Origin of the sequence: Embleya australiensis (assembly GCF_051903075.1) — a bacterium.
In the GTDB taxonomy this organism is placed as follows: domain Bacteria; phylum Actinomycetota; class Actinomycetes; order Streptomycetales; family Streptomycetaceae; genus Embleya.
In genome coordinates this window covers 2,460,190-2,484,439 of the sequence record NZ_CP182423.1, presented here as the reverse complement: position 1 = coordinate 2,484,439, position 24,250 = coordinate 2,460,190, and the positions used below count along the sequence as shown (strand labels likewise).

16 protein-coding genes, 1 pseudogene and 1 riboswitch are annotated in these 24,250 nt (G+C 72.9%); of the genes and pseudogenes, 8 read left to right on the top strand and 9 right to left on the bottom strand.

Translation table 11 applies throughout. The features are described from left to right. Positions 1 to 212: 212 nt before the first annotated feature. Positions 213 to 620: a WXG100 family type VII secretion target gene (locus ACMXN5_RS41115; protein ID WP_439679990.1), complete on the top strand. Its 408-nt coding sequence runs from the start codon at positions 213 to 215 to the stop codon at positions 618 to 620. Between the two features lies 1 nt (position 621). After that, entirely contained in the window at positions 622 to 2,742 is a 2,121-nt protein-coding gene (locus ACMXN5_RS41110; protein WP_439679989.1) for a hypothetical protein, read from the top strand. A gap of 38 nt (positions 2,743 to 2,780) precedes the next feature. On the opposite strand, the gene ACMXN5_RS41105 is transcribed toward ACMXN5_RS41110, so the two are convergent. Next, positions 2,781 to 3,422 carry a uridine kinase family protein gene (locus tag ACMXN5_RS41105; protein ID WP_439679988.1) on the bottom strand — a complete coding sequence of 214 codons (642 nt, stop codon included), beginning with the start codon at positions 3,420 to 3,422 and terminating at the stop codon, positions 2,781 to 2,783. 110 nt (positions 3,423 to 3,532) lie between these two features. Here ACMXN5_RS41105 and ACMXN5_RS41100 point away from each other — a divergent pair, with 110 nt between their 5' ends. The 3 genes from ACMXN5_RS41100 (at position 3,533) to ACMXN5_RS41090 (ending at position 5,262) form a co-directional block, all read left to right on the top strand. Continuing rightward, complete coding sequence (locus ACMXN5_RS41100) at positions 3,533 to 3,853, top strand: DMT family transporter (RefSeq protein WP_380014501.1); 321 nt, start codon at positions 3,533 to 3,535, stop codon at positions 3,851 to 3,853. Next, positions 3,850 to 4,389, top strand: a complete 540-nt coding sequence (locus ACMXN5_RS41095; RefSeq protein WP_439679987.1) for a TetR/AcrR family transcriptional regulator — start codon at positions 3,850 to 3,852, stop codon at positions 4,387 to 4,389. The genes ACMXN5_RS41100 and ACMXN5_RS41095 overlap by 4 nt, the downstream gene beginning before the upstream one ends. A 288-nt stretch (positions 4,390 to 4,677) precedes the next feature. Next, positions 4,678 to 5,262, top strand: a complete 585-nt coding sequence (locus ACMXN5_RS41090; RefSeq protein WP_126642227.1) for a TMEM165/GDT1 family protein — start codon at positions 4,678 to 4,680, stop codon at positions 5,260 to 5,262. A 33-nt stretch (positions 5,263 to 5,295) separates the two neighbouring features. Here the strand turns inward: ACMXN5_RS41090 and ACMXN5_RS41085 are convergent, their stop codons facing one another. Then, positions 5,296 to 5,772 (bottom strand): DNA-binding protein, encoded by a 477-nt coding sequence (locus ACMXN5_RS41085; RefSeq protein ID WP_439679986.1) that lies wholly within the window; start codon positions 5,770 to 5,772, stop codon positions 5,296 to 5,298. Positions 5,773 to 6,341: 569 nt separating this feature from the next. After that, positions 6,342 to 6,498, top strand: a riboswitch (cyclic di-AMP (ydaO/yuaA leader). A 6-nt stretch (positions 6,499 to 6,504) separates the two neighbouring features. Here ACMXN5_RS41085 and ACMXN5_RS41080 point away from each other — a divergent pair. Continuing rightward, positions 6,505 to 7,467: an NlpC/P60 family protein gene (locus ACMXN5_RS41080; protein ID WP_439679985.1), complete on the top strand. Its 963-nt coding sequence runs from the start codon at positions 6,505 to 6,507 to the stop codon at positions 7,465 to 7,467. A 147-nt stretch (positions 7,468 to 7,614) separates the two neighbouring features. Here the strand turns inward: ACMXN5_RS41080 and ACMXN5_RS41075 are convergent, their stop codons facing one another. From ACMXN5_RS41075 to ACMXN5_RS41055, 5 genes are all read right to left on the bottom strand, one after another. Next, positions 7,615 to 9,399: a methyltransferase gene (locus tag ACMXN5_RS41075; protein ID WP_439679984.1), complete on the bottom strand. Its 1,785-nt coding sequence runs from the start codon at positions 9,397 to 9,399 to the stop codon at positions 7,615 to 7,617. Between the two features lie 151 nt (positions 9,400 to 9,550). Next, on the bottom strand, positions 9,551 to 11,380 hold the full coding sequence (locus ACMXN5_RS41070; protein ID WP_439679983.1) for an acyl-CoA dehydrogenase family protein: 1,830 nt from the start codon (positions 11,378 to 11,380) through the stop codon (positions 9,551 to 9,553). Positions 11,381 to 11,472: 92 nt separating this feature from the next. Then, the gene (locus ACMXN5_RS41065; RefSeq protein WP_439679982.1) at positions 11,473 to 17,538 is read right to left on the bottom strand and encodes a beta-ketoacyl synthase N-terminal-like domain-containing protein; all 6,066 of its coding nucleotides are present in this window, start codon (positions 17,536 to 17,538) and stop codon (positions 11,473 to 11,475) included. Between the two features lie 505 nt (positions 17,539 to 18,043). Beyond that, positions 18,044 to 19,207: an ROK family protein gene (locus ACMXN5_RS41060; RefSeq protein ID WP_439679981.1), complete on the bottom strand. Its 1,164-nt coding sequence runs from the start codon at positions 19,205 to 19,207 to the stop codon at positions 18,044 to 18,046. Then, entirely contained in the window at positions 19,204 to 20,742 is a 1,539-nt protein-coding gene (locus tag ACMXN5_RS41055; RefSeq protein ID WP_439679980.1) for an APC family permease, read from the bottom strand. Before ACMXN5_RS41055 ends, ACMXN5_RS41060 begins: the two co-directional genes overlap by 4 nt. Before the next feature lie 228 nt (positions 20,743 to 20,970). Between ACMXN5_RS41055 and ACMXN5_RS41050 the strand changes: the two genes are divergently transcribed. Then, positions 20,971 to 22,212, top strand: coding sequence for an ROK family protein (locus tag ACMXN5_RS41050; protein WP_439679979.1), 1,242 nt, complete (start codon positions 20,971 to 20,973; stop codon positions 22,210 to 22,212). Positions 22,213 to 22,225: 13 nt separating this feature from the next. On the opposite strand, the gene ACMXN5_RS41045 is transcribed toward ACMXN5_RS41050, so the two are convergent. Both ACMXN5_RS41045 and ACMXN5_RS41040 read right to left on the bottom strand, forming a co-directional pair. Beyond that, the gene (locus ACMXN5_RS41045) at positions 22,226 to 22,588 is read right to left on the bottom strand and encodes a transposase (protein WP_439681388.1); all 363 of its coding nucleotides are present in this window, start codon (positions 22,586 to 22,588) and stop codon (positions 22,226 to 22,228) included. 48 nt (positions 22,589 to 22,636) lie between these two features. Then, positions 22,637 to 22,996 (bottom strand): annotated as a pseudogene (locus tag ACMXN5_RS41040) (winged helix-turn-helix transcriptional regulator); the annotation flags it as partial. A gap of 149 nt (positions 22,997 to 23,145) precedes the next feature. On the opposite strand from ACMXN5_RS41040, the gene ACMXN5_RS41035 reads away from it, so the two are divergent. Next, positions 23,146 to 24,057, top strand: coding sequence for an NAD(P)-binding domain-containing protein (locus ACMXN5_RS41035; RefSeq protein WP_439679978.1), 912 nt, complete (start codon positions 23,146 to 23,148; stop codon positions 24,055 to 24,057). The last annotated feature ends 193 nt before the right edge of the window (positions 24,058 to 24,250 follow it).

The following is a 24,250-nucleotide window of genomic DNA, read 5'->3' as shown; positions in this document are numbered from 1 at the left end:
TATCCCCCCGCACCTCGCCCACCGCCCCGCCCCGGCCCACCCGCTCGGCGCAACAGCGGCGCCCGTCGGCCGACTCCCCGCCCGCGGTTCCGATCCGGCATCACCCCCCGCGATGTCCACGGATCGGTTGATCACGGCGAGCCGGTGGTCTTGGATGGCCGTGTATCGCGCATGTATGGCGCGTATCGCATCGGTGACTCGGGGGTTACGGCATGACGACCGATTTCGACTCGATACTCAATCCGGGACTGCCCCGAGTGAAGGTGGACGGCAGCACGTTCGCCGCCACGAACAGGCCCGACCCGCGCCCGGGTTGCGCACCGCAGGCACCCGACGTACATGTCGAGCCCGGCACGTTGGACACCGCCGCCGGCCGACTGCGGGAGATCGCGGGGGACTTCCGCACCACCGGCCTCAAGGGCGTCACCGCACTCGAACCGGTGACCAAGGCACTCGACGGTTTCGACCTGGCCAAGGCGGTGGACGCCGCGCACACCGCGTGGCACGACCGCACCATCGCGGTCGCCGACACCCTCGCCGGCCGGGCCGGGAACCTGAACACCGCGGCGACCGCATGGCGCAACACCGAGGGATCCGTCTGCACGACCTTCGGAGGCTGACGTGGTCGATTTCATCCACCTGCGTGACGTCGACCTGGGCACGCTCGTCACCGCGGCCGAGGTGTGGGCCACACTGCCCGACCGCATGCACACCCAGCACGGCGACGTGGACCGCGACGTGGTCGCTCCGCTCGCCGGCGGCGCCTGGAAGGGCGCCGAGGCCACCGCCGCGATCGGCGAACTCCGGGCCATGTCCGGCCAGATGGAGGACGCGCACACCGAGGCGGCGGCGCTGCGCACGGTGCTGCTCGACGCGGCGAGCGACCTGAAGACCGCCAAGGAGCACCTGACCAAGGCGATCACCGACGCGGCCGACCAGAAGTTGACCGTGAACGACAGCGGCGGCGTGCACTGGACCGCGCCGTCGTACGCGCGCAACCTGCCCCCGGACGACTACGACGCGGTGACCAAACCGCTCAAGGAGGCGGCGCAGGGCATCGCGGACCGGATCGGCAGGGCGCTGACCGAGGCCACCGCCGCCGACCAGCGCGCCGCCTTCGCGCTGAACGCGGACACGCGCGGCGACGACCCGAAGAAGTTCAACGGCAAGGCGGTCGGCGCGGGCCCGGCCCAGGACGCGCGCCGCGCGACCGACCTGGCCAATCGGCTGATGATGCTCAGCCCGGCCGAGCGCGGCGAACTGCGCAATCTCCTCGCCGCCAACGCCGACGACCCGGCGTTCGGTACCCCGTTCCTGAACCAACAGGGTCCGCGCGGCACGCTCTGGCTGGCGGGGATGATCGCCAAGCTCGGCGGCGGCGACGCACCCAAGGGCTTACAGGAGGACCTGAAGGCGATCCAGGCCGACCTCGGTCGAGTGCTGGCCGCCGGTACCGGAAAGGGCCCCGGGCCGCACGTCGATCGGGCGTGGGTCGACGAACTCATGCGGGCCGGCCGGGAGAAGACCGACATCGGGCTGTATTCGTTTCGGCCCTACGGATATCAACTCCTGGGCACCCTGCTCGACACCGGGCATCAGGACACCGATTTCCTGCGCTTGATCAGCCAGGACATGCGCGCCATGGAGCGGGACGATCCCGCCGTATGGATGAAGAACACGCCGTCGGGCGCGATGTACAACGGGTTCCGGCTCGACATCGCCGACGGACACGGGGCGGGTCTGGACCCGATGACCGGCCTGATGGCCGCCTTCGGCAACAACCCCGAGGCGTCGAAGGAGTTCTTCGATCCCGCCAAGCACCCCGGCGAGGTCGGCTACATGCTCAAGCGGCACTGGTTGCCGGACTGGGCCGGCGCGGGCCCGATCCCCGAGGGGTACAACCCGCCCGGACTCGACCAGTTGGGCCGGGCGTTGGAGGCCGCCTCGACCGGACAGACGCCCGGCGGCGGCTACGGACTGCCCGGCGGCCCGCATCCCCCGCACGACGAGACGATGCGGCAGATCATGCGGGACACGGTCGCCACGCTCGGCGGCGACGACGGCCTGCGCGGCAAGTTCGCGGCCAACCTGCGGGACAGCGTCGGCAACATGGTCGCGTCCTATATGGGCGACGGCGTGTACGACCAACTCGTCGCCAAGGACGGGCAGAACGGGGCGATGTTCCACGACCGGGACCTGATGCGGGTGATCACCGGCGCGGGCAACGACCCCGAGGCGTTCGCGGTGATGCACGGCGCCACCGTCGAACACGCCGCCGGCGTGCTGGCCGCACACCCGGTGGTCAAGGCGCCGGGGGCGCTGCCGGCGATGGACGTCGAGGCCCGGCAGGCGTTCAACGCGCTGGGCACGATGGACGGTCTGCGCGACGAGTCGATCGTGGCGGCGCGCGAGGCGGGGGTCACCGAGGCGACCTGGAACCGCAAGTACCAGACCCTCGCGAGTGCGCAGATCCTGAGCTACATCCCGCACGTCGGCGTTCCCGCCGGCCGGATGATGGACATCTACACGGCGCACGCCCTGGCCGCCGACACCGCCGCCCTCGAACACGGCTCCGGGCTCAGCCGGACCGAGAACTACTGGAGCGGCTGGTCGAGTTCGCAGGCGATGGCGGAGGAGTACGCGCGGGCGAACAGCACCAGCCCGGAGGAGATCGCCGACCTGGCCGAGGACCGCCGGGCCCAGGCGATGGACACCGCCGCCCGCCGACTGGCCCGCAAGTAGCCCGATCGAGCCCGCCGCCCACTCCCCGGGCGGCGGGCTCACCCGGATCCGGCGACGGCCTCGGCTGGTGAGGCGGGCGATCCGGGCGGCACGAGCCGGCCACTCGTGCCGTCGACGCGCAGATGGGGGCGCTCCCACGGACGGTCGGCGGCCAGGTGCGCGGCCTCGGCGGTGCGCCACAACCGCCAGAACCAGGCGAGTCCGGGCCCGTCGCGCTCCAGCGTGCGGGCGGCGGCGACCTCGGCCGGAGTGTCGACCAGGACGCGCAGCGCGGTGACCGTAGCGAGTTCCCGGCGGGCCGCGCCGACGCCCTCCAGGATCACCACCGGGGCGGCCGGTATCTCGCGGTAGCCGCCGATCCGATAGGCGGGCCAGTCGTAGATGTCGCACCGCGCCGGCTCGTGCCGGGCCAGCGGCGCCAGCAACTGCTCGCGCAACCGCGGCAGCCAGCCGAAGAAGTCGCCGGGCCGGGCGAAGTCGTCCAACCGCACCACGGGCGCGCCGGGCAGGTGCGCGGTGAGCGTGTCGGCGAACGTGGTCTTGCCCGAGCCGCCGATCCCGTCCACCGCGATCAACCGGGTCCGGCCGACGGACGGCGGGAGCGCCACGGCACACGCGCCCAACCGGGCAGCCGTCGCACACCGGCGCGGATCGAGCCGTTCGGGCCGTTCGGTGGGCATCGGCGCAGCCTACCCACCACCACGACCAGGCCCGCCGGGGGCCGGCGACCGCACACCCCGCTCCAGTACATTTGTACTTGTACATCTGTACAACTCGGTGGGGAGGGCACATGGCCTGGTTGTTCCTGGGGTTGGCGATCTCGTGTGAGGTGATCGCGACCAGTCTGCTCAAGAGCACCGACGGCTTCACCCGGCTGTGGCCGACGCTGGCCTGCCTGGGCGGCTATGCCGGCGCCTTCTATCTCCTGACGCTCTCGCTGCGCCAGTTGCAGGTGGGCACGGCGTACGCGATCTGGTCGGGGCTCGGGACGGTGGCGATCGCCCTGGTCGGCGCGGTGTTCCTGAACGAGCCGATGACGCTGCTCAAGGCGTTCGGGATGGCCCTGGTGATCGCGGGCGTGGTGGTGCTGAACCTGGGTGGTGCGCATTGACCGCGACCCGGGATCCGGAGGGCCGCCGGTTGCGGATCGTGCGCGGCGCCGTCCAGGCCATCGCCGAGGTGGGCGTCGGCAACACCACGCACCGCCTGGTCGCGGCGCGGGCCGAGGTCCCGCTGGGGGCGACCACGTACTACTTCGCGTCGCTCGACGACCTGGTCGCCGCGGCGCTGGAGTACGCGTCGGCGGAGACGGTGCGGATGGTGGACGACTGGGCGGCGCGGATCCGGGGCAGCGACGACGTGCCCGGCGTGCTCACCACGCTCACCGCCGAATACCTCGCGGACCGCCCTCGGGCGCTGGTCGAGTACGAGTTGTATCTGGCCGCGGCGCGCAGTCCCGAGCTGCGCGGTTTCGCGCGGGCGTGGGTCGAGGGGATCGGCGGCTCCCTGGCCGATCGGTTCGGATCACCCGCCGCGGCGGCGGCGGTCACGCTCCTGGACGGCACGATGTTGCAGGTGTTGACCCTGGGCACGCCGCTGGACGAGGAGCAACTGCGCTGGTCGCTGGCCCGCTGCCTGGCATCGTGAGCCGGACCCGGGCCCGCGCGGCGATGCTCGGGCGGGTCGTACGCATGCGGTAGGGTCGCAGCCAGCGAAGGGGAGTAGCCCCGCGAACCGGTCGTCGACATGCTGGAGCCCTCGGGCTCCCGGTGGCCGGGCCCGATCATCACGGGTGGGCGAGACCTTCGGCCAGGCAACGACGCGTCCGCGAATCTCGCGGACGCACCCCGTCGTGCCGGGCCGAGTGGTCCTCCAATCCGCCGAGCGGCGCTTCGTGAAGACCCGGGGCCCGGCTCTCGCAGAAAGCCACCCGGAATGCACCTCGACCTCCTGGCGATCCTGACCGCCTTCGGGCTGATCTTCCTCGCCGAGCTCCCGGACAAGACCATGTTCGCGTCGCTCGCCATGGGCACGCGCATGCGCCCGCTCTACGTCTGGTTCGGTACCTCGACCGCGTTCGCCGTGCACGTCGCGCTCGCCGTGGGCGCGGGCGGCCTGCTCGGCCTGCTGCCCGGTTGGATCGTCAAGCTCGTCTCCGCCGCGCTGTTCGGCTTCGGCGCGTTCATGCTGCTGCGCGGTGGTGCCGACGACGAGGACGCGGACGGCGGCGGGGCGCGGATCACCGGATTCCGGGCGGTGTTCTCGACCGCCTTCATGGCCGTGTTCATCAGCGAGTGGGGCGACCTGACCCAGATCACCACCGCCAACCTGGCCGCCACCAACGGCACCTGGTCCACCGCGATCGGCTCGGTCGCGGCGCTGATGTCGGTGTCCGCGCTGGCGCTGCTCGCCGGGCGGTTCATCGCCAAGCGCATGCCGTTGCAGACCGTGCAGCGGATCGGCGGGGTGTGCATGCTCGGCCTGGCGATCTGGTCCCTGGTCGAGGTCTTCGCGGGCTGACCCGGTGGGTGTTGCGAGCCGACCCGCGCGCGTTCAGGCCCGAGCGGCCGGGTCGTCCTCCGGCTCGGGGGTGGTGCGGCCGAGCAGGCGCTCGTAGCGCTGGCGGGCCGCCTGCGGGGTGCCCAGGCCCAGGCCGAAGGCGATCTCCTGCCAGGTCATCTCGCGCCCCCGGGCCATTCGGAGCAGCCCCGCCTCCAGGTCGTCCATCTCGCCCCTGGCCATCGGGATCAGGCTCAGCGCGGCGGTGATGTCGGCGTGGTCGACCGCCGGCTCGCCGTCGGCGGGCTGCGCGATACCGCCGAGCAGGAACGACACCAGCCGGATCGCCTCGTGCGGGCCGAGCATGTACGGGTGCACCTGCCGCGCGCGCTGCTCGTCGGTGGCCGCGTGCCGCTCGGCGATCCGGAACAGGGAGGCGTGTACGCGCCGGGCCCGCGCCTGCTCGGGGTCGGGCGCGGTGAAGGGGTCGTGGGATTCGGGGGTCGCGGGCGTGTCCGGAGTCGACGACATGGTCACAGCATGCCGAGACGCACGGATCGATGTCAATGGATCATGTCGCATGATTCGTGTTGAACACTTTGTTCATGTGGCTTGATTCCGCCCCCTACCCCCGCGTCGATCCGGCCTGGGTTGCGCCGGAGTGAAACCCGGACCCAGGAGCAGGAGACCGCACCAGTGACGGTCCCCGGCGCGTCCGTCCGGTGGAAAGCCCCTCTGCCGGGGCGTAGGCACGGGGGGGCGGCCGGCCCGATGCCCGGAATGTGATGTAGCCCGCATGGATAAAACGGACATAAATTATATAGCCGACTTCGGGTTGCAATTCATTTTCGGTGGCCGGCGACGGATCTCGACTATTTTCCGTTACCGCTCCGTCACGCCACTCTCCGAGATACGCCCTCGTCATCGCGGGTGCTTCCGACCGAAGCCGGCCGAGATGTCGCCTTTATTCCGCCTTTACGCTCCGCACAATGTCTGGGATTCGGTTGTGATCTCCCCATCGCATTGCCTACCTTTCTCGCCGATTCACCTTTCGGGTGAACCCTGCCGCCGGTACGCCGAATCCCGTCGCCGGCAGCGGGATGTCTACAGCGAAGAATCCGACGGGAGCGGGGGAACCAGGTGAATCGCCGTGGCCGGGATCGTTCCGGTGACGGCTAGGGGTGAAGTCGCGTGAAGCGACCGGGCTGCTCCAGTCCGAATCCGACAGCTCACCTCGTAGGCGACAGGAGAGGACCCCATTTCATGCTGTCCGCAAACGCTCGCCACCGAGCCGCCCGCCCCGCCAACGTCCGCCGCTTCGTCGCGGCGGTGGGCATCGCCGGCATGGGAGCCGTCATCCCGGTCGCCGGCGCCGGTGCGGCCCACGCACAGGTCCCCACCACCGACCAGGCCCCCACCGGCGCCTCCGCCGTGCTGTCGGCCACGCCGACCGCCGCGGTCGAGAGTGCCCCGGTCCAGGCCGAGGTCGCCGCGCCCGCGGCCACCACCGCCGCGGACAAGGCCCGCTACCTGGTCCAGGCCGGTGACACGCTGTCCCAGCTCGCGCTGACCAACAAGGTCTCCGGCGGCTGGCAGAGCCTGTACCAGCTCAACCGCGACGTGCTCCTGTCCGGCCCGGACCTGATCGAGATCGGCCAGACCCTGCGGCTGACCGGCTCGGCGCCCGCGCAGCCCAAGGCGGAGGCCCCGGCCAAGCCAAGCATCCAGGTCCAGCCGAAGACCACGGTCACCGGCAAGACCGCGCCGAAGCCGACGAGCAAGCCGTCGGTCGACGTCGCGGCCAAGCCCGCCGCCAAGCCCGCCACCGGCGGCTCGAAGGGCAACCAGGCGCCCACCGGCGGTTCCTCGAACGCGTCGAGCAAGGCCCTCCAGGCCGTCGCCTTCGCCAAGGCGCAGGTCGGCAAGCCGTACGTGTACGGCGCCACCGGCCCGAACGCGTACGACTGCTCGGGTCTGGTCCAGGCCGCGTACAAGGCGGCGGGCATCTCGCTGCCGCGCGTGACCAACGACCAGTTCGCCGCCGACCCGCACGTGTCGATCGCCAACCTGCAGCCCGGCGACCTGGTGTTCTTCTACTCGGGCATCAGCCACGTCGGCATCTACATCGGCGACGGCAAGATGGTGCACGCCGCCAACTCGCGCAAGCCGGTGGAGATCGCCTCGATCAACACCATGCCGATCGCCGGCGCGACCCGCCCGAACTGATCGCGCGACCCGGCCGCGGCGGCGCCCGGGTGAGCATCGCACAGCAGTGGCGGTAGCTGTGACAGCAGTGGCTCGGCGCCGTGCCCCCGACCGTGGTCGGGGGCACGGCGCCGTCGCACATCCGCTGCCTGCACGTGCGCCGGGTAGCTACTCCTGCGTAAGACGCGGTCGGGCGGTGAGTACCGCCATGTCCAGCGGCAGCGGTCGCAGGTCGAGCAGTTCGAAGCCGCCCTCGGCCAGCAACGCGCGATACTCCGCCACCGTGCGCTCGCGGCCCCGGGCGTTGGTCATCATCTGGATGTCGAAGCGCAGCGGCAACACCGACCCGCCCGCCTCGACGATCGGCCGTTCGACGATCGCCAGGCGTGCGTCGACCGGCATCGCCCGGGCCAGCGCCCGCAACACGACCAGGCACTCGGCATCCGCCCAGTCGTGCAGGATCCGGGCCAGCAGGTACACGTCTCCGCCACCGGGCAGCGGATCGGTGAAGAAGTCGCCGACCACCAGATCGCACCGGTCCTCGGCGGCCGATGCGGTGAGCAACTCCCGGGCGGCGTCGACCACATGCCCCCGCTCGAAGAGCACCCCGCGCGCGGTCGCATGCTCGCGCAACACGCGTAGGAGCAACTCCCCGTCGCCGCCCCCGACATCGACCACCGTCGCGGCCGGCGGCAGGTCCAGGGCGGCCGGCACCGCGTCGAAGACGATCGTGCCGAACGCCATCGCCTCCCGGAACAGCCGGGCGTCGTCCGGGTGTTCGGCGAAATATTCGAACGACTCCCGGCCGTGCACCCGGGTGAACGCGTCCTCGCCGGTGCGCACCGTGTGTTCCAGGCCGAGATACGACGTGAAGAACAGACCGCTGTACAGGTCCGCCAGCGCGGCCAACGATCCGTCCCGATCGGTGCGCAGCAGCGCACCGCGCTCGGTGAGCCGGTAGTGTCCGTCCGCCTCGACCCGCAACACCCCGTGCCCGGCCAGCAGGCGCATCAGCCGCCCCAGGCGGTCCGGTTCGGCACCCGCCGCCTCGGCCAGCTCGGCCACCGACCGGGACCCGTCGCCGAGGTGGTCGGCCAGGCCCAGCCGTGCCGCGACACCGATCGCCTGGGTCACCCACGCGCCGGTGACCAGGTGCAACATCTCCCGGGTCGGGTCCTCGCGCGGCGGATCCTCGTGCGCCGGCGAACCGGCCCGACCGGACGCCGGGTCCGGAGCCGCGTGGCGCCGCAGAACCTCGGGATACGAACCGGTGGCCAGGATCTCCAGGCGGCGCGGCCAGCGGTCCGAGGCCGGTTCACCGGTGCTGCGGAAGTACAGCACGAAGGTGTCCTCGTGCGGATTGAAGCCGCCGCCGTCCCGCAGTACCTCGTCCCGGGACACCAGCAGGTCGTGCAGATCCAGGAGGGTGACCGGAGTCGGCTCGACCACGCGGAAGGCGAAGTGCGTCTCGCCGTTGCGGGCGCGCTCCTCGGCCCGTAGTCGGGCGAAGTCGGCTCCCGGGACCGGTGCCACGGCGAACAGTTCGAGGTTGCGGCCCTCGCAGGCGGCGACCCCGTCGCCGGGCAGCGAGCAGCGCACGATGTGTACGTCGACCGATTCCGCGCGCAGGCCCAGGCGTTCGGCGATGCGGTTGCGAACGACGGTGCTGGGCACGACCTCGATGGTGCGTAATCCCCAGTGCGGCAGTCGGTCGAGCAGGTCGCCGAGCCGCTCCGGGAACACGAGCAGCGCGGCGTGGTCGAAGCGGCAGTGCCGGGACACCATGTCCACGACCGCGTCGGGAACTCCCGGCGGCAGCGCGGCCCGGAGAATGTCCGCCGCGCCGTGTCCGCACACGTGGTCGATCAACGCGCGGATACGGTCGGCGTCCGGATCGGACAGGTACTCGGGGGCGATCCCGGTCGGGACGGCCGTCGAAGGTGCAGGGTTCATCGAAGCTCCGTTTGTCCGTGGTCCGAGGGGTGGTGCGCGCGCGTCCCGAACGGCCCGGCGGGGGTGCGCGGGTCGGGGCGGGGCGCCCTGTGGAGGTATGGGGAGTCAGGAGGGTGGCGCCCGGGGAGGCGGATCCGGGGGCGGCGGGGCGTCACGTCGTCAGGTCGCCGATCGGGTCGTCCCCGGCCAGGGCGCCCCGGACCAGGCCCGGCGGTACGTCCAGCAGGTCGACCAATGCCCGGGCGTGCGGCGCCAGTCGGGCGCACGCGGCGTCGATCCGGGCCGACAGGGCGCGGACCTCGTCGGCGGTGAGCAGACCGGCGGCCAGGAACCAGCCGTCGTGTGCCGTGACTTCCTCCAGGACCCGGACCAGGCACAGGTCGTCGAGCACCGGCTCGGGCACGCGGTGCCCGAACGTCGGGCGGGCGTCGTGGATCAGCGCCTCGACGGTGATCCGCGCCGCGTGCGCCTCGCCCAGGCGCTCGGCGGCATCGGCGCAGTCGTTGCGGAGGACGAACGGGTCGGTCCCCCGCTCCGCACCGATCCGCAGCCGCTCGACGAGTCCTTCGTGCAGCAGTCGCTCGCGAGCGCGGAACAGGCCGGCCCAGCCGGCGCGTTCGAGGGGCGCGGTGGCGCGGCCCGGGGCGTCGGGAGCGTCGGCGTCGTCGGGGGCTGCCGGGGGCTCGTAGTCGATGCCGGTCGCCATCGACCAGCCCGCGTCGAGGAGGATCAACTGGTTGTCGCCGCCCGCCGCGTTGAAGGCCATCGCCAGGCCCTGGTAGTCGATCAGCCGGTTCTCCGCGAAGAAGCCGAACGCGCCGCACGCCCGCCGACAGCGCGACACGGCCTGTTCGGCGAGTCGATCGGTGGTCACCTTGAGCAGCGAGGCGGTGCGCATCGTGGCCGGGGGCAGACCCCGATCGGCCCCCCGGTGCACCGGCAACCGCCAGCACAGGTCGGTCGCCCGGCGGGCCAGCACCGTCGCGGTCAAGGCCGCCGCGTGGGCGCCGAACAGTGCGCGCTGCTGATTGCGGTGGGCCAGCGCCGGGGTTTCCGGATCGAAGGGGCCGACCGTGCGGCGCCGGTGGGCGTGGGCGAGGGCGATCGCGGTCGCGGCGCGCGTGACGGCGGCCATCCCGGTGGCGATCGCTCCCCACGCGAACCTGCTCTGGCCCTGACTGCGCCGGCTGCGGGCCGCCGGATCGAGCGGGTCGTGATGGCCGTTCGGCGCGGTGATCGTGGCCCCGTCGCGCAACCAGCGGTCGGCGGGCACCCGGACGTGATCGAAGCGTACGGCCGCGTAGTCCAGCGGCAGCAGACCGGTCGGCGGTCGTGGCGTGATCACCACCCCCGGGCACGGGCCGGCCTCGTCCCGCAGCGGCACCAGGAACAGCCCGGTGCCCCGGCCGATGCCGTCCACCACGATCCGCGCGCCGACGACCGCCACTCGGGGCACCCCGCAAAGGCCCACGTTGGGCGGGTACTTGCTCGCCCCGGCGTCCGGGGTGTACAGGTCGAACGTCTCACCCACCGGGTCCCAGACCGCCTCGGTGCGGATGCCGGCGGAGCTGTTACCCCGGCCCGCCTCGGTCATCAGCGCGGCGCCGATCGTGGGGCCGAGGGCCAGTTCGGCGATGTCCTCGGGGCTCGCCCCGAAGTCCAGCGCGGGGCCGAGGGTCATGCAGTGGTGCAGGAACATCACGTGGAACACGCTCGGGTCGACCATCGCGGCGAGTTCGAGCAGTTCGCGCAGGTACGCCGGATGGTGCAGGAGCGGATCATCGCCGGATATGCGCTCGTGCAGCCACCCCACCCGGCGGTAGGTCAGCGCGTCCCGGACCGGCCCGGCGATCGCCGCGTCGGGACCGGCCGGCGGATCGAAGAGCACGTCGGCGAACAGCTTGGCGGGGTCGGGGAAGGCGTGCTCGGTGGGCGCAACGGGGGCGTTCCCCAGGGCGGTTCGCCGGGCGTGCTCGGTCATCCGGGTGGCTCCTGACACAAGGGGTGGCCGCACGACGCCGGGGGCCGGCGGTGCGGTGGTACGACGGGCGGGCGGGGTGCGGACGGGGGTGGTCACCGATCTGCCGCGTCGAGCGGGAGCCGGAGCAGCCAGGATTCGACCGCCGCGACCACCGGTCCGGCGTGCGCGTCGAGCACCGAGAAGTGGTCGCCGGGCACGTCCACGCGGGTGTGCGGGAGCGCCCAGTCGGCGGCCCCGGCGAGCGGTCGTTCGGCCCGGAGCAGCAGCGTGGGCGTGCCGATCGGCTCCGGTTGCCGGGCGGTCAGGATGCGGAGGTAGGCGCCGGTCGCGGTGAGCCGGGTCGGGCCGGCGTCGATCGGGTCGGCGGCCTCGGGGCGGGCGTCGGTCCCGGAGTCGGCGTCCATCCCGGACCCGCCCCAGGGCGCGGTGAGGATCGTCGGCAGCGCCGTGGCGAGGAGTTCGGGATCCGGCCGGGAGGTGTCGAGCAGGACCACCCCCTCGGCCGGCCGGCCGAGCGCCTCCAGACGACCCGCCACCGCGTGGGCGATCAGCCCGCCGGAGGAGTGGCCGCACACCACGAACGGGGACGAGTCGTCCCGGCGTTCCAGACCCGCGACGTGTGCCGCGACGACGGCGTCCAGGTCGCGCGGCAGCGGTTCGCCGGCCAGGAAGCCCGGTTGGGACAGGATGTGGACGGTACGCACGCCGGCCCAGTGGGCCACGAGGCGGGCGTACTCGTGCGGCCCGCTCATCGGCAACACCGAGGGCAGCCAGATCAGTTCCGGGTGCGCCTCGCCCCGGGCCCGGGTGCGGCCGATCGAGGCGTGCGCGGGCGCGCCGGCCGCGTCGAAGGCGGGTCGCAGTCGCGACGCGCTCGCGAGGATGTCCAAGGCGACGGCGGCCTGTCCGTCCGCGCAGGCTCGCCGCACCAACCCGGCCAGTCCGTCCGGAAGTTCGGCGGACGCCGCGGCGGGCGGAGCGGCGTCCACGACCCGGGTCCAGACGTAGCCGGCGAGTCGGGCCGGGGTGGGGAGGTCGAACACGGCTCCGGTGGGCAGCCGGACACCGAGCAGGTCGGTCAGCCGGCGGCGCAGGCGGGCTGCGGCGAGCGAGTCGAACCCGTGTTCCTGGAAGGCACGATCGGCCGGGATCTCGTCGGCGTCGGGGTATCCGATCACGTCGGCGGCGATCCGCCGGACCAGATCCGACACGGCGATCCGGCCCTCGGCTTCCGGAAGGGCGCGAATACGGTCGGCGGTTCCGGCGGTCCCGGCGGTGTCGGCGTCGGCGGGTCGGTCGGGCGTGGGCGGCAACGGGTCGGCGGGCGTCGACGTGTCGGCCGGCCAGTACCGCTCCCGCCGGAACGGGTACGTGGGCAACTCGACCAGGTCCCGGGCCTGTCCGGGACAGACCGACCGCCAATCGACGGACACACCCTGGACGTACGCGTCGGCCATCGACAGCAAAAACCGGCGCATGCCGCCGTCGCCTCGGCGCAGGCTGCCCACGGCCACCGCGTCCCGCCCGGCCGCCTCCGCACTCTCGTGCACGGCGTGGGTGAGCAGCGGATGCGGACTGGGTTCGACGAAGCAGCGGTGGCCGTCGGCGAGCAGCTTGCCGACGGTGGTGTCGAACGCGACCGGCAGGCGCAGATTGCGGTACCAGTACTCGGCGTTCATCCTCCGCGTGTCCAACCGGCCGGGGTCGACCGTGGAGTACAGCGGAGTGTGCCCGGCGCGCGGGGTGATCCCGGCGAGTTCGGCGCGCAGGCGGTGTTCGGCTTCGGCCACGTGTGCCGAGTGCGAGGCGTAGTCGACGGGGAGTCGGGCGACCCGGACGTCCTCGGCCCGCAGTTCGGCCAGCAGCGCGTCCACCTCGGGGGCGTCCCCGGCGAGCACCACCGAACGCGGCGCGTTGACGGCGGCGATGCTCACCCGGCCCTCCCGCAGCGCCGCGCGGGCTCGGAGTTCATCGGCGGACAGCGCGACGGAGGCCATCGCGCCACCCGCGAGTTCGCGCACCACCCGGGCCCGTACGGCGACCACCCGGGCGGCGTCGGCGAGCGACAACGCTCCGCATATGTAAGCGGCGGCCACCTCACCCTGGCTGTGCCCGACCACGGCGGCGGGTCGGACGCCGTACGCGCGCCAGAGTTCGGCCAGCGAGACCTGCGTGGCGAACAACACCGCCTGGATCACCTCGACCCCGTCCGCCGGCGGACCGTTGGCGGCACCGCGCAGGACGTCGAGCGGGGACCAGTGCAGGTGTTCGGCCAGGGCCGCATCGCAGGCGGCCATGGAGCGGGCGAACTCCGGCGACTCGGCGAGCAGTCCGTCGACCATGCCGGCCCACTGCGACCCCTGGCCGGGGAACACGAACACCGCCTCGCCGACGGGCCCCGAACTCCCGCCGACCAGGTCCGGCGTGTCCTCGCCCGTGGCGAGCGCGCGCAACGCGGCCCGATAGGCGGCCGGTTCGTCGGCGACCACGACGGCGCGGTGCTCGAAGCCGGTCCGGGTGCGGGCAAGGGTGTGGCCGACGTCGGCCGGCGCGAAGTCGCCCCGGACGGTGGGGTGATCGGCCAGCCGTTCGGCGAGCACCCGCAGCGCGGCCGGGGTCTTCGCGGACAGGACCCAGGGCACGGGCCGGCTCGGCGCGGCGGGGCGTGCGTCCGGCGCGTCGTCGGCCGCGTCCGCCTCCGCCACCAGCACATGGGCGTTGGTGCCGCTGATCCCGAACGCCGATACACCCGCGACGCGGGGGCGGGAGGCGGACCTCGACCACGGGGTCGCGGCGGTCAGCAACCGAACCGTCTCGCTCGACCAGTCGACGTGGGGGGTCGGCGCGTCCACGTGGAGCGTGCGAGGCAGCACGCCGTGGCGCAGTGCCAGTACCGTCTTGATCACCCCGGCGATCCCGGCGGCGGCCTGGGTGTGGCCCAGGTTCGACTTGATCGAGCCCAGCCAGAGCGGAGCGGACGCGCGGCGCCGGCTGCCGTAGCCGGCCAGGATCGCGCGGGCCTCGATCGGGTCGCCCAAGGGGGTTCCGGTGCCGTGCGCCTCGACCGCGTCCACCTGGTCTGCGGTCAGCCCGGCGTCGGCCAGGGCCTGGCGGATCACCTGCTCCTGGGCGCCGCCGTGGGGTGCGGTCAGCCCGTTGCTCGCGCCGTCCTGGTTGACGGCGGAGCCGCGCAACTCGGCCAGGATGGCATGGCCCAGGCGCCGGGCGTCCGAGCGCCGTTCCAGGATCAGTACGCCCGCGCCCTCCGCCCAGCCGGCGCCGTCCGCCGCCGCCGCGAACGCCTTGCAGCGGCCGTCGGCGGCCAGCGCGCGCTGCCGGCTGAACTCGACGAACGAGCCGGGGCCGGCCATCACGGTCACCCCGCCCACCACGGCCAGCGTGCACTCGCGGCGGCGCAGCGCCTGGCCGGCCAGGTGCAGGGCGACCAGCGACGACGAGCAGGCGGTATCCACGGTGAGCGCGGGACCGGTCAGGCCCAGCTGGTAGGCGATCCGGCCGGACGCCACACTCGCGGCGTTGCCGGTGAGCAGCCGACCGTCGAAGCGCTCCGGGGCCTCGCCGACGCGGGGCGCGTAGTCCGCGGCCATCATGCCGACGTAGACGCCGGTGGGTGTACCGCGCAGGGTCGTGGGGTCGATGCCGGCCCGCTCCAAAGCCTCCCACGTGGTTTCCAGGAGCAGCCGCTGCTGCGGATCCATGGCCAGGGCCTCGGCGGGGCCGATGCCGAAGAAGCGGGCGTCGAAGTCGGCGGCGTCGGCGAGGAATCCGCCGTGTCGCACGTACGAGGTGCCCGGGTGGTCGGGGTCGGGGTGGTACAGCCGCGCCGCGTCCCAGCCGCGATCGGTGGGGAATTCGGTGATCGTGTCGCGGCCCTCGTCGAGCACGCGCCACAGGTCGGCCGGGGAAACGATCCCACCGGGGAAGCGGCAGCCCATCCCGACGATCACCAGGGGCTCGTCGTCGTCTCCGGCGGCCGGCCGCGGCACGACGGTGTCCTCGGGTTGCGCCTCGTCTCCGAGGGCGGCCAAGTGTCGGGCCAGCGCGCGCGGGGTCGGGTGGTCGTAGACCACGGTGCTGGGGAGCGTAATCCCGGCGGCGTCCGACAGGCGCAGGGCCAGCCGCACCGCGGCCGCCGACTGAAGGCCGAGCGAGCCGAACGTGGCGTCGGGCGCGACGGGTTCGGCCGGGTCGGCACCGACCGCGCCCGTGGTGAGGTCGAGGACCAGGGCGAGGGCGGCGGCTAAACGCGGCGCCGGGGTCGCGGGGTCGGTCGGGTCGGCCGGGTCGGCTGAGTCGGTCGGGTCGGCTGAGTCGGTCGGGTCGTCGGCCGGGCTGGCTGAGTCAGTCGGGTCGGTCAGGCCGGCTGAGTCGGCAGGGTCGGTCGGATCGACCAGGTCGCCCGATTCCCCCGAGCCACCTGGGCGGTCCGAGTCGGCCACCGCCGAGATCGCCCGGTCCAGGTCGGTCGCCCCCGTCCCGCCCACCCCCGTCGGACCCCCCGCATCCCCACCCCGGCCGCCGCCCCCCGCGCCGGTCCGGCTCGCCAGCAGCTCCGCCAGCCGGCCGCGCGCGATCTTGCCGGTCGGGGTGACCGGCACCTCGTCGACCACGATCAGCGCCAACGGCCACTTGTACTCGGCGACTTCCCGGCGGGCCAGGTGCGCCCGGATCCCGTCCAGGTCGATCGTGGCACCCGGGCGCAACGCGGCGACGGCGCACGGATATTCGCCCAGCCGGGCGTCCGGGCGCGCGCCGATCGCGACGGTGGCGAACTGCGGCAGCTCGTCGAGCACCGCCTCGACCTCGGCGGCGCCGAACTTCAGCCCGCCGACGTTGATCGACTCGGCGTGCCGGCCGTGGAAGACGACGGTGCCGTCCTCGGCGAGCGCCGCCCGGTCCCCGGTGCGCAACCAGCCGTCGGCGGTCATCGCCGCGCGGGTGAGTTCCGGGTCGCCGAGGTAGCCCCGGAACACATGCGGCCCCCGGTACTGGAGTTCGCCCACCTCGCCGGGCGCGCACGGCGCACCGCTCTCGTCCAGCACCCGAACCCGGGCGTCCCGTATCGGGCGACCGATGCTGCGGGCGGCGGCCTCGGGTGGATCGTCCGGGAGGGTGTACGTGCCGGCGCCGAGTTCGGACATGCCCCACTGGACGATCGTGCGGGCCCCGGCGACGCGGCGCAGTTCCGCGACCAGCCGGCCCGGCACGGCGGCGCCGCCGGTGCGGACCTCGCGCAGCCGGATCGGCGGGTGGCTCCCGGTCCGGCCCACCACGTCGCGCAGTTGCGCCGGGACGGCGAACAGCACGGTGGCGTCGACCCGGGCGGCCAGATCGGCGAAGGTCTCGACGTCCCAGGCGGGGAGCAGCGCCTGACGATGGCCGACCAGCACCGACAGGTGGACCGACAACAGGCCGAACAGGTGGGTGAACGCGCTTGCGCTGACGATCGTGTCGTCCGCCCGGACCCGCCCCTCCCAGGCCACGGTCGCGGCGTTCGCGAGCAGCCCGGCATGGCTGTGCAGGCAGAGTTTGGGCCGGGTGGAGGTGGTTCCGGAGGAGGGCAGCAGCACGAACGGCTGCTCCGGGCGTACCGGAACCGGGCGTGGCCGGCGGCCGACGTATGCGCGCAGCAGCGCCGCGAACGAGCGCACGTCGGGCGTCTCGGTGACCTCACCGATCACCAACAGGCGGATGGGGACGGCCAGTCCCGCCGATATTCGACGCGCGTCACCTGGTTCGTCCCGACCGCGCCACGCGGCCGGCAGCACGAGGACCCGGGGCGTCACCCGTTCCAGCAACGACCGTAGTTCGCGCGGGCCCAGGGCCAGATGCAGCGGCACCATCACCGCGCCCAGGTCGGCGATCGCGACATGCGCGAGCAGGAACTCCCAGGAGTTGGCCAGCCGCACCGCCACGGGGTCGCCGGGGCGCACGCCGAGGTCCTGGAGTCCGGCGGCCAACGCGTGCGACTCGGCCCGCCATTCGCGCCAGGTCCGGGTGTGTTCCCCGTAGGACACGGCGGGTGCGTCGGCCCACGCTGCGGCGGCCTCGGCGAACAAGTCGGGCAGCGTACGCGGATCCTCGACCCGGTCGTGCATCGTTTCGTCGATCAGGTAGTCGCCCACCGTGATGGCCATCCGCACCTACCCCCGCACACCGAATGGGCCGCCACACGCCGACCGTTGCGCACACAGGCGGTGACCATGGCGCGCGTATGCGTGTGCATGGTGCGGGTGGGGCGCACATCTTGTCAAGACGAAAGGGTCTTATCGGTCGATCATTTCGATCGGGATGCGAGGGCCACGTGCGGCGGGCGTTGTCGGGAGCCGGCGGAAGTCGCCCGGCATCGGCCGCAATCGCATACCGGGCGGGGCGAATTCGGAGCGGTCGTTGTCCGGGTGGGACGAATTCCGACGCGCATATCGCGCGTGCCACGCCCGAATTCGGCGCCGGCGTCGAATTGGGGCCGAGCCCGGTACACGTTCCGAATGCGGTCCGGGCGCATTCGGAACGTGTACCGGGCGGATTGCGAGCGCACTCGGTACGCTCCCCGCCCGCGTGCCGGACCGATTCGGACCGCAATTCCCCGTCGTTCCGGCCGATTCCGGGCACGTCGAGCACGTATCGACCCGAGGCGACCCCTTACGGTCGCCCGGCTTTGGAGGTCACCCCGGCGGTGGCCGTCGACAGGCCGGCCACCTCGGTGGCGAGCGAGAGGGCGCCTCGCAGGGACGCGTCCTGGAGGAAGCGGGCCGGGACGACCACCGGCGGGAAGGGCACGGCGGTGCGGATCCGGGCGCGCAGCGCGGCCAGCACACGCGGCGCGGAACGCATCAGGCCGCCGGTGATCGCGATGCGTTCCGCGTCGATCGTGATCGCCAGATTCGCGATGTGGACCGCGAGTTCGTCCAGAGCCTCGTCGACCAGGGCCCGTACACGCGGATCCGGGTCGGTGAACAGTGCGGCGGCGTCCACCTCGTGGCCGAGCAGTTCGCCGCCGCGTCTGCCCAGGCCGCTGCCGGCGGTGTACTCCTCCAACGGCGCGCGCCCGGCGCCGAATCCGACGTCCGCGCGATCCCGAAGCAGGTAACCGATCTCGCCCGCCGCGCCGTTCGCCCCGGCGAGGACCCGCCCGCCGAGCACGATCGCCGCGGCGATCCCGGTGCCGAGGGTGAGCAGGATCGCCGGATCCGCGCCGCGCAGCGCACCCCAGTGGGACTCGGCCAGCGCCGCCGCCTTGCCGTCGTTGCCGACCGCAACCCGCTCGGGGTCCAGGTCGAAACCCTCGGCCAGGGTGGCCGCGAGCGCCAGATCCTGCCAGCCGGGCACGTTGGGCGCGAGCAACACCCGGTCGGGCAGCACGATTCCGGGGCTGACCGCGCCCACCGCCGAACAATGCCCGCCGGTATCGGCCGCGGTCCGTGCGACCAGGCCGCGCGCCGCGTGCATCGCACGCCGCACCGCCTGCTCGGCGCCCTCGCGGGCGTCGGTCTCCAGCCGTTCGCCGGCCAGCACCGTGCCGTCCGGCCGCGCGGTCGCCACCGCGATCTTGGTGCCACCGAAGTCGATGCCACACACGAACGACTCCCCCACCTCCGCGCCGGAGCGGGCGAACACCCGCTCCGGCGCGGGAAGGGTGCCGGGTGCGCCCGGGGTACGGAGCGCGCCGGCGGCGTCGGTGCCGCCATACACCCCGTTCGCGCCGACCACACCGGAGGCATCGGCCGCTCCGGAAGCGCCGGGGGCATCCGGAGCGCCGAATCCTTCGGCGGCGGCGGGATTGCGATCACCGCCGACCGCCCTCATGCGGGCTCCGCGAGGCCGCCGCCAGTCGCACCGGCTCCACCCGGCCCGACCTCGCTCGCCGCCGCCGCCCCGGCCGGTGCCGGCTCCCCATCGACCTTGCCGTCCACATCCGCCTCGTTCCGGTTCAAGTACACCTCGTCGATCTCCCTCGGCCCGAACGGCCAGGTCCGCTCCACCTTCGCCCAGATCAGGAACGCCAGACACCCCAGCGCCACCCACGCCAGCGACCACTCGATCGGATGCCGGTCGGGCGAATTCTTGTCCGCGTAGCAGAAGATCGCTATCCAACCGACCAAGGAGACCACGGCCGGAACCGGATAGAGCCACATCCGGTAGGGCCGGCGGAGCCCGGGTTGCCGGCGGCGCAGCACGATCAGCGCGGCGACCTGGGACACCGCCTGCACGATCACCATCACCGCGGTCAGCAGCACGATGATCGTGTTGAAGTCGGTGTGGTTGCCGATCAGGAAGCCGGCCGCCGTCACCACGCCCATGGTGACCAGGCCCACGGTCGGGAACCGGTGACGCGGGTGCAGCCGGGCGAACTGCTTGAAGAACACCCGGTCGCGGGCCGCGTCGAAGGGCACCCGGGAGCCGCCGAGCAGGCCGGCGAACACCGACGCGAAGGCGGTGATCAGGATCAGCACGGTCACCGTCTGCGCCGCGCCCTTGCCCCACGCCTTCTCCAGGACGAGCGAACCGATCGACGAGGAACCGGAAATGGTGTCGGTGTCGGTCACCCCCAGTACGCCGATCTGCATGATCAGGTAGATCCCCATGATGCCCACGATCGAGTAGACGATCGAACGCGGCAGCACCCGGCCGGGGTTCTTGATCTCGGCGCCCAGGTAGGCGGTGGTGTTGTACCCGAGGTAGTCGTAGATGCCGATGTTCAGGCCGCCGACGAACGCCAGCCAGAAGGCGGTGGTGCCCATGTCGAACGCGCCGTCGGGGTAGGTGAAGGCCAGGTCGGCGTCGAAGTTGGTGTAGCACGCGATGATCACCGCACCGACGCTGATCAGCATGACCACCCACATGATGGTGCTGAGCAGCCCGATCGATTCGATCCGGCGCCACAACAGCAGCACCACGAGCACCACCACGCCGACGCCGACGACGTCGCCCTCGGTCTGCGACATCGAGGGCCACAGGTATTGCAGGTACTGCACCATGCCCAACACGCCGGTGGACATGATCAGCGGGATGAACAGGATGGCCGTCCAGACGAACAGGAACGGCATCAGCCGACCCGTGCGGTACTGGAATGCCTCGCGCAGATAGATGTAGGTGCCGCCCGCGCCCGGCATCGCGGCGCCGAGTTCGGCCCAGATCAGGCCGTCGGCGAGGGCGAGCAGCGCGCCGGCGAGGAAGCCGAGGATGGCCTGCGGACCGCCGAAGGTGCCGACCATCAGCGGGATCGTGACGAACGGCCCGATGCCGCACATCTGGCTCATGTTGATCGCGGTCGCCTGGAACAGGCCGATTCGGCGGACGAATCCGCCCTCCGGCGTGGTCGTTCTCGGGCCGGCGCTCATCGTGGACCTCCTGCAGAGGGGTACCCCCGGGGGGACCGCCGGGGGTCGGAACGATGGTGCGGAGAAAGGGACTTCGGACGGCGGCCGAGTGCTCGGAGCCGTCGGTTTGTTAAGTAAATTTCCTTAACTAATCCCCGTCAAGAGCGCCCGGGGATCGAGGCCACATCTTTGCCCTTCCGTGGCGGTTACAGTGGCGCGACTACCTTCGATGCCGCTGACGGAGAGCCGATGACCCCAGGAGGTATCCCGCCGGAACCCGACGCGCCCGCCGTGGCGCACTGGAACCGGGGCGTGCTGCGCAGTCACAACGAGCGGGTACTCCTGGATCGGGTCCGCGCCGCCGCGCCCATCTCGCGCGCCCAACTCGCCCGCGACACCGGCCTGTCCAAACCGACAGTGTCCACCGCGCTGGACGCGTTGGAACGTGCGGGGCTGGTGCGGCCGGTGGGCCTGGAGACCGGCGCGCGGGGTCGGGCCGCGCTGCTGTACGAGCCCGATCCGACGGCGGGCTACGTGGTGGGGATCGATGTGGGGCGGTCCTGGATCCGAGCCGCGGTCGCCGACCTGGACGGCCGGTTGCTGGCCCGGCAGGACCGGCACAACCGGGCCCGTACCTCGGCCACCATGCTGGCCACCGCCACCGACCTGGCGCGGACCGTGGTCGCCGACGCCGGTCTGGAGCCGACCGCCGTGGTGCACACCGTGATCGGCTGCCCGGGCGTGTACGACCGCGCGGCCGACCGGATCCGGTACGCGGTCAACCTGCCCGGATGGGGCCGCCCGGGCCTGCGCGGCCGGATGGAGGCGGCGCTCGGCACCACCGTGGACATCGTCAACGACGCGAACCTGGCCGCGCTCGGCGAGTACCACGGCGGCGCCGGGGCGGGCTGCCCGCTGTTCGTGTACGTCACCGTCGGCACCGGCCTGGGCATGGGCATCGTCGCCGACGGGCGGCTGTTCCCGGGCGCGGGCGGCGCGGCGGGCGAGATCGGCTTCCTGCCGCTGTCCCCGCGCCCGTCGGACCGGGTCGGGCACGGCGCGAGCGGCCCGGTGCCGCGACGCGGCATGCTGGAGGACGCGGTGTCCGCCGACGCGGTCGTGCGCGGCGCGCGGGCGCTGGGGATGACCGGGCCGCTCACCGCGAAGGCCGTCTTCGACGCCGCCCGCCGCGCGGAGGAACCGGCCGCGAGCGCGGTCCGACACGAGGCACAGCGGCTCGCCCACGTGGTGGCCTCGGTCGCCGCCGTGCTCGATCCGGAACTGGTGGTCCTCGGCGGCGGGATCGGCGCCAACGCGGACCTGCTGCTCGGCCCGATGACCACCGAACTGCACGAGTTGACCCCACTGCGCCCTCGGGTGGCCGCGAGCGGCCTCGGCGAGGAGGCGGTCCTGCTCGGCGCGGTGGCCACGGCCGTCGCCACCGCCCGGGACCGCGTCTTCACCCACCACACGATGGGCCAGCAGGGCTGACCGGAGGCCGGCCTCAGCTCCGGCCGACGACCAGCGGTCGCGGTTGGCGGGCCACCTCACCCAGCCGGCCGATCAGGCCGCGCAGCACCTCAGCGTCGTCCCCGCCGGCCGCCTGAAGGCGGTCCTGCAACACCCGGACGACCGCCGCCCACGTACCGTCGGAGACCCAGCGGCGCCGGCACGCGGCGACCGTCCGCCACGGCCCGAACCGGGGCGGCAGGTCGGACCAGCGCACACCGGTCCGCATGCGGTACAGCACGCCGTCGACGATCTGTCGCAGGCCCGGCCCCCGGTCGGCGGAAGGCCCGGGCGCCGGCCAGAGCGGCGCGAGCAACGCCCATTCGCGGTCGGTGAGTTCGGTGCGATCGGCAACCACGGACAGGGTGATCAACCGGTCCGTGTCGACGCTGTACCCGGACGCGTCGCCCAGGAGGTTCGCCCGTCCCCACGCGCCGAGCGGTCGCAGTGCCGCGTTCAACGACGTGCCCAGCGGGGTGAGCGAATACTCGACCCGCAACGGCAGTTCGTCGAACTGCTCACGATGCACGATGCCGTCCAGTTCCAACTCTCGCAGATGCGAGGCCAGTACCTTCTCGGTGATCCCGGGTACCAACCGGCGCAGCTCGCCGAAGCGGCACGGGTGCTCGTTCAGCGCCCACAGGATGAGCACCTTCCACTTCCCGCCGACCACCCCCATGGCCGCGTCGATCCCGCAGACGTACGCCCCCGGCCTGCCCCTGACCGTACCCGTGCCGGTTCCCGTGCCTGTTCCGGCGCCCGTCATGTCCGTCCTCCGCCCGCTCGTCGCCCGTGCACCGCCCACGCCGCCCCGCTTCGGTATCGCTCGGGCCGTCCCGGCGGCCGGTGTCGCACGAGTACCCACTTCCAAGTGCGTACTTGCCCGCCCGGACGCCGGTGACCAGCCTAATCCGCATGGAACCCGACACCCGAACGACCGATCCCACCCTGCTCGCGTCCACCCCCAGGTCCCCGCTCGCCGTACTCGGCCTGGGCGCCATGGGCGGCGCGCTGGCCCGCGCCTGGCTCGCCGCCGGACACCCGGTGACCGTCTGGAACCGCACCCCGGGCCGGGCCGAGCCGTTCGCCGACGCAGGCGCGACCGTCGCCGCGAGCGCCGCCGAGGCGGTGGCCGCGGCCGAGTTGGTCGTGGTGTGCCTGCTCGACCACGCCTCGGTCGAGGAGACCCTGGCCGGTGTCGACCTCGCCGGTCGGGACCTGGTCGACCTCACCACGACCACCCCCGCCGAGGCCCGTGCCGGCGCCGCCGGGGCCGCCGAGCGCGGGGCCCGCTTCCTGGCGGGCGGGGTGATGGCGATCCCACCGATGATCGGCGTCCCCGGGGCCGGCTGCTACGTCTTCTACAGCGGCTCCCGGGAGGTCTTCGACACCCGCGGCGACACCCTGGCCGTGCCGGCGGCCGGCCGTTACGTGGGCGCAGACGCCGGTTTCGCCGCGCTGTACGACGTGGCCCTGCTCAGCGCGATGACCGGGATGTTCGCCGGCCTCACGCACGCCTTCGCACTGGTGCGCGAGGAGGCGATCGAACCGACCGCCTTCGCCCCGCTCCTGGCCGAATGGCTGACCGCGATGGCACCCACGGCGCACCGCACGGCGGCCCAACTGACGACCGGCGACTACGCCTCGGGGGTGGCCTCCCCGCTCACGATGCAACTCGCGGGCGCGCCGACCCTGCTGCGTACCGCCGCCGAGCAGGGCGTCAGTCCCGAACTGCTGCTGCCCTATCTGGCCCTGATGGAGCGTCGGGTGGCCGACGGGCACGGGAACGAGAGCGGGACGGGGCTGATCGATCTGCTGCGCGGCTGAGCCGCCGATGCGGATGCGAGCCGGCCCGGATCCGCGCCGCCGATCCCGAATGCGCGAAGTCCGACCCGGATGCGCGGGGCCGGGCCCGGCTCGGCTCCACGTCCCCGAATCCCCCTGCCCGACTGCCGGTTCGACCATCCCGATCATTAACACCCGGTTGGTATTCGGGCCGGTCGGCTCCGTTCCGCTTGAT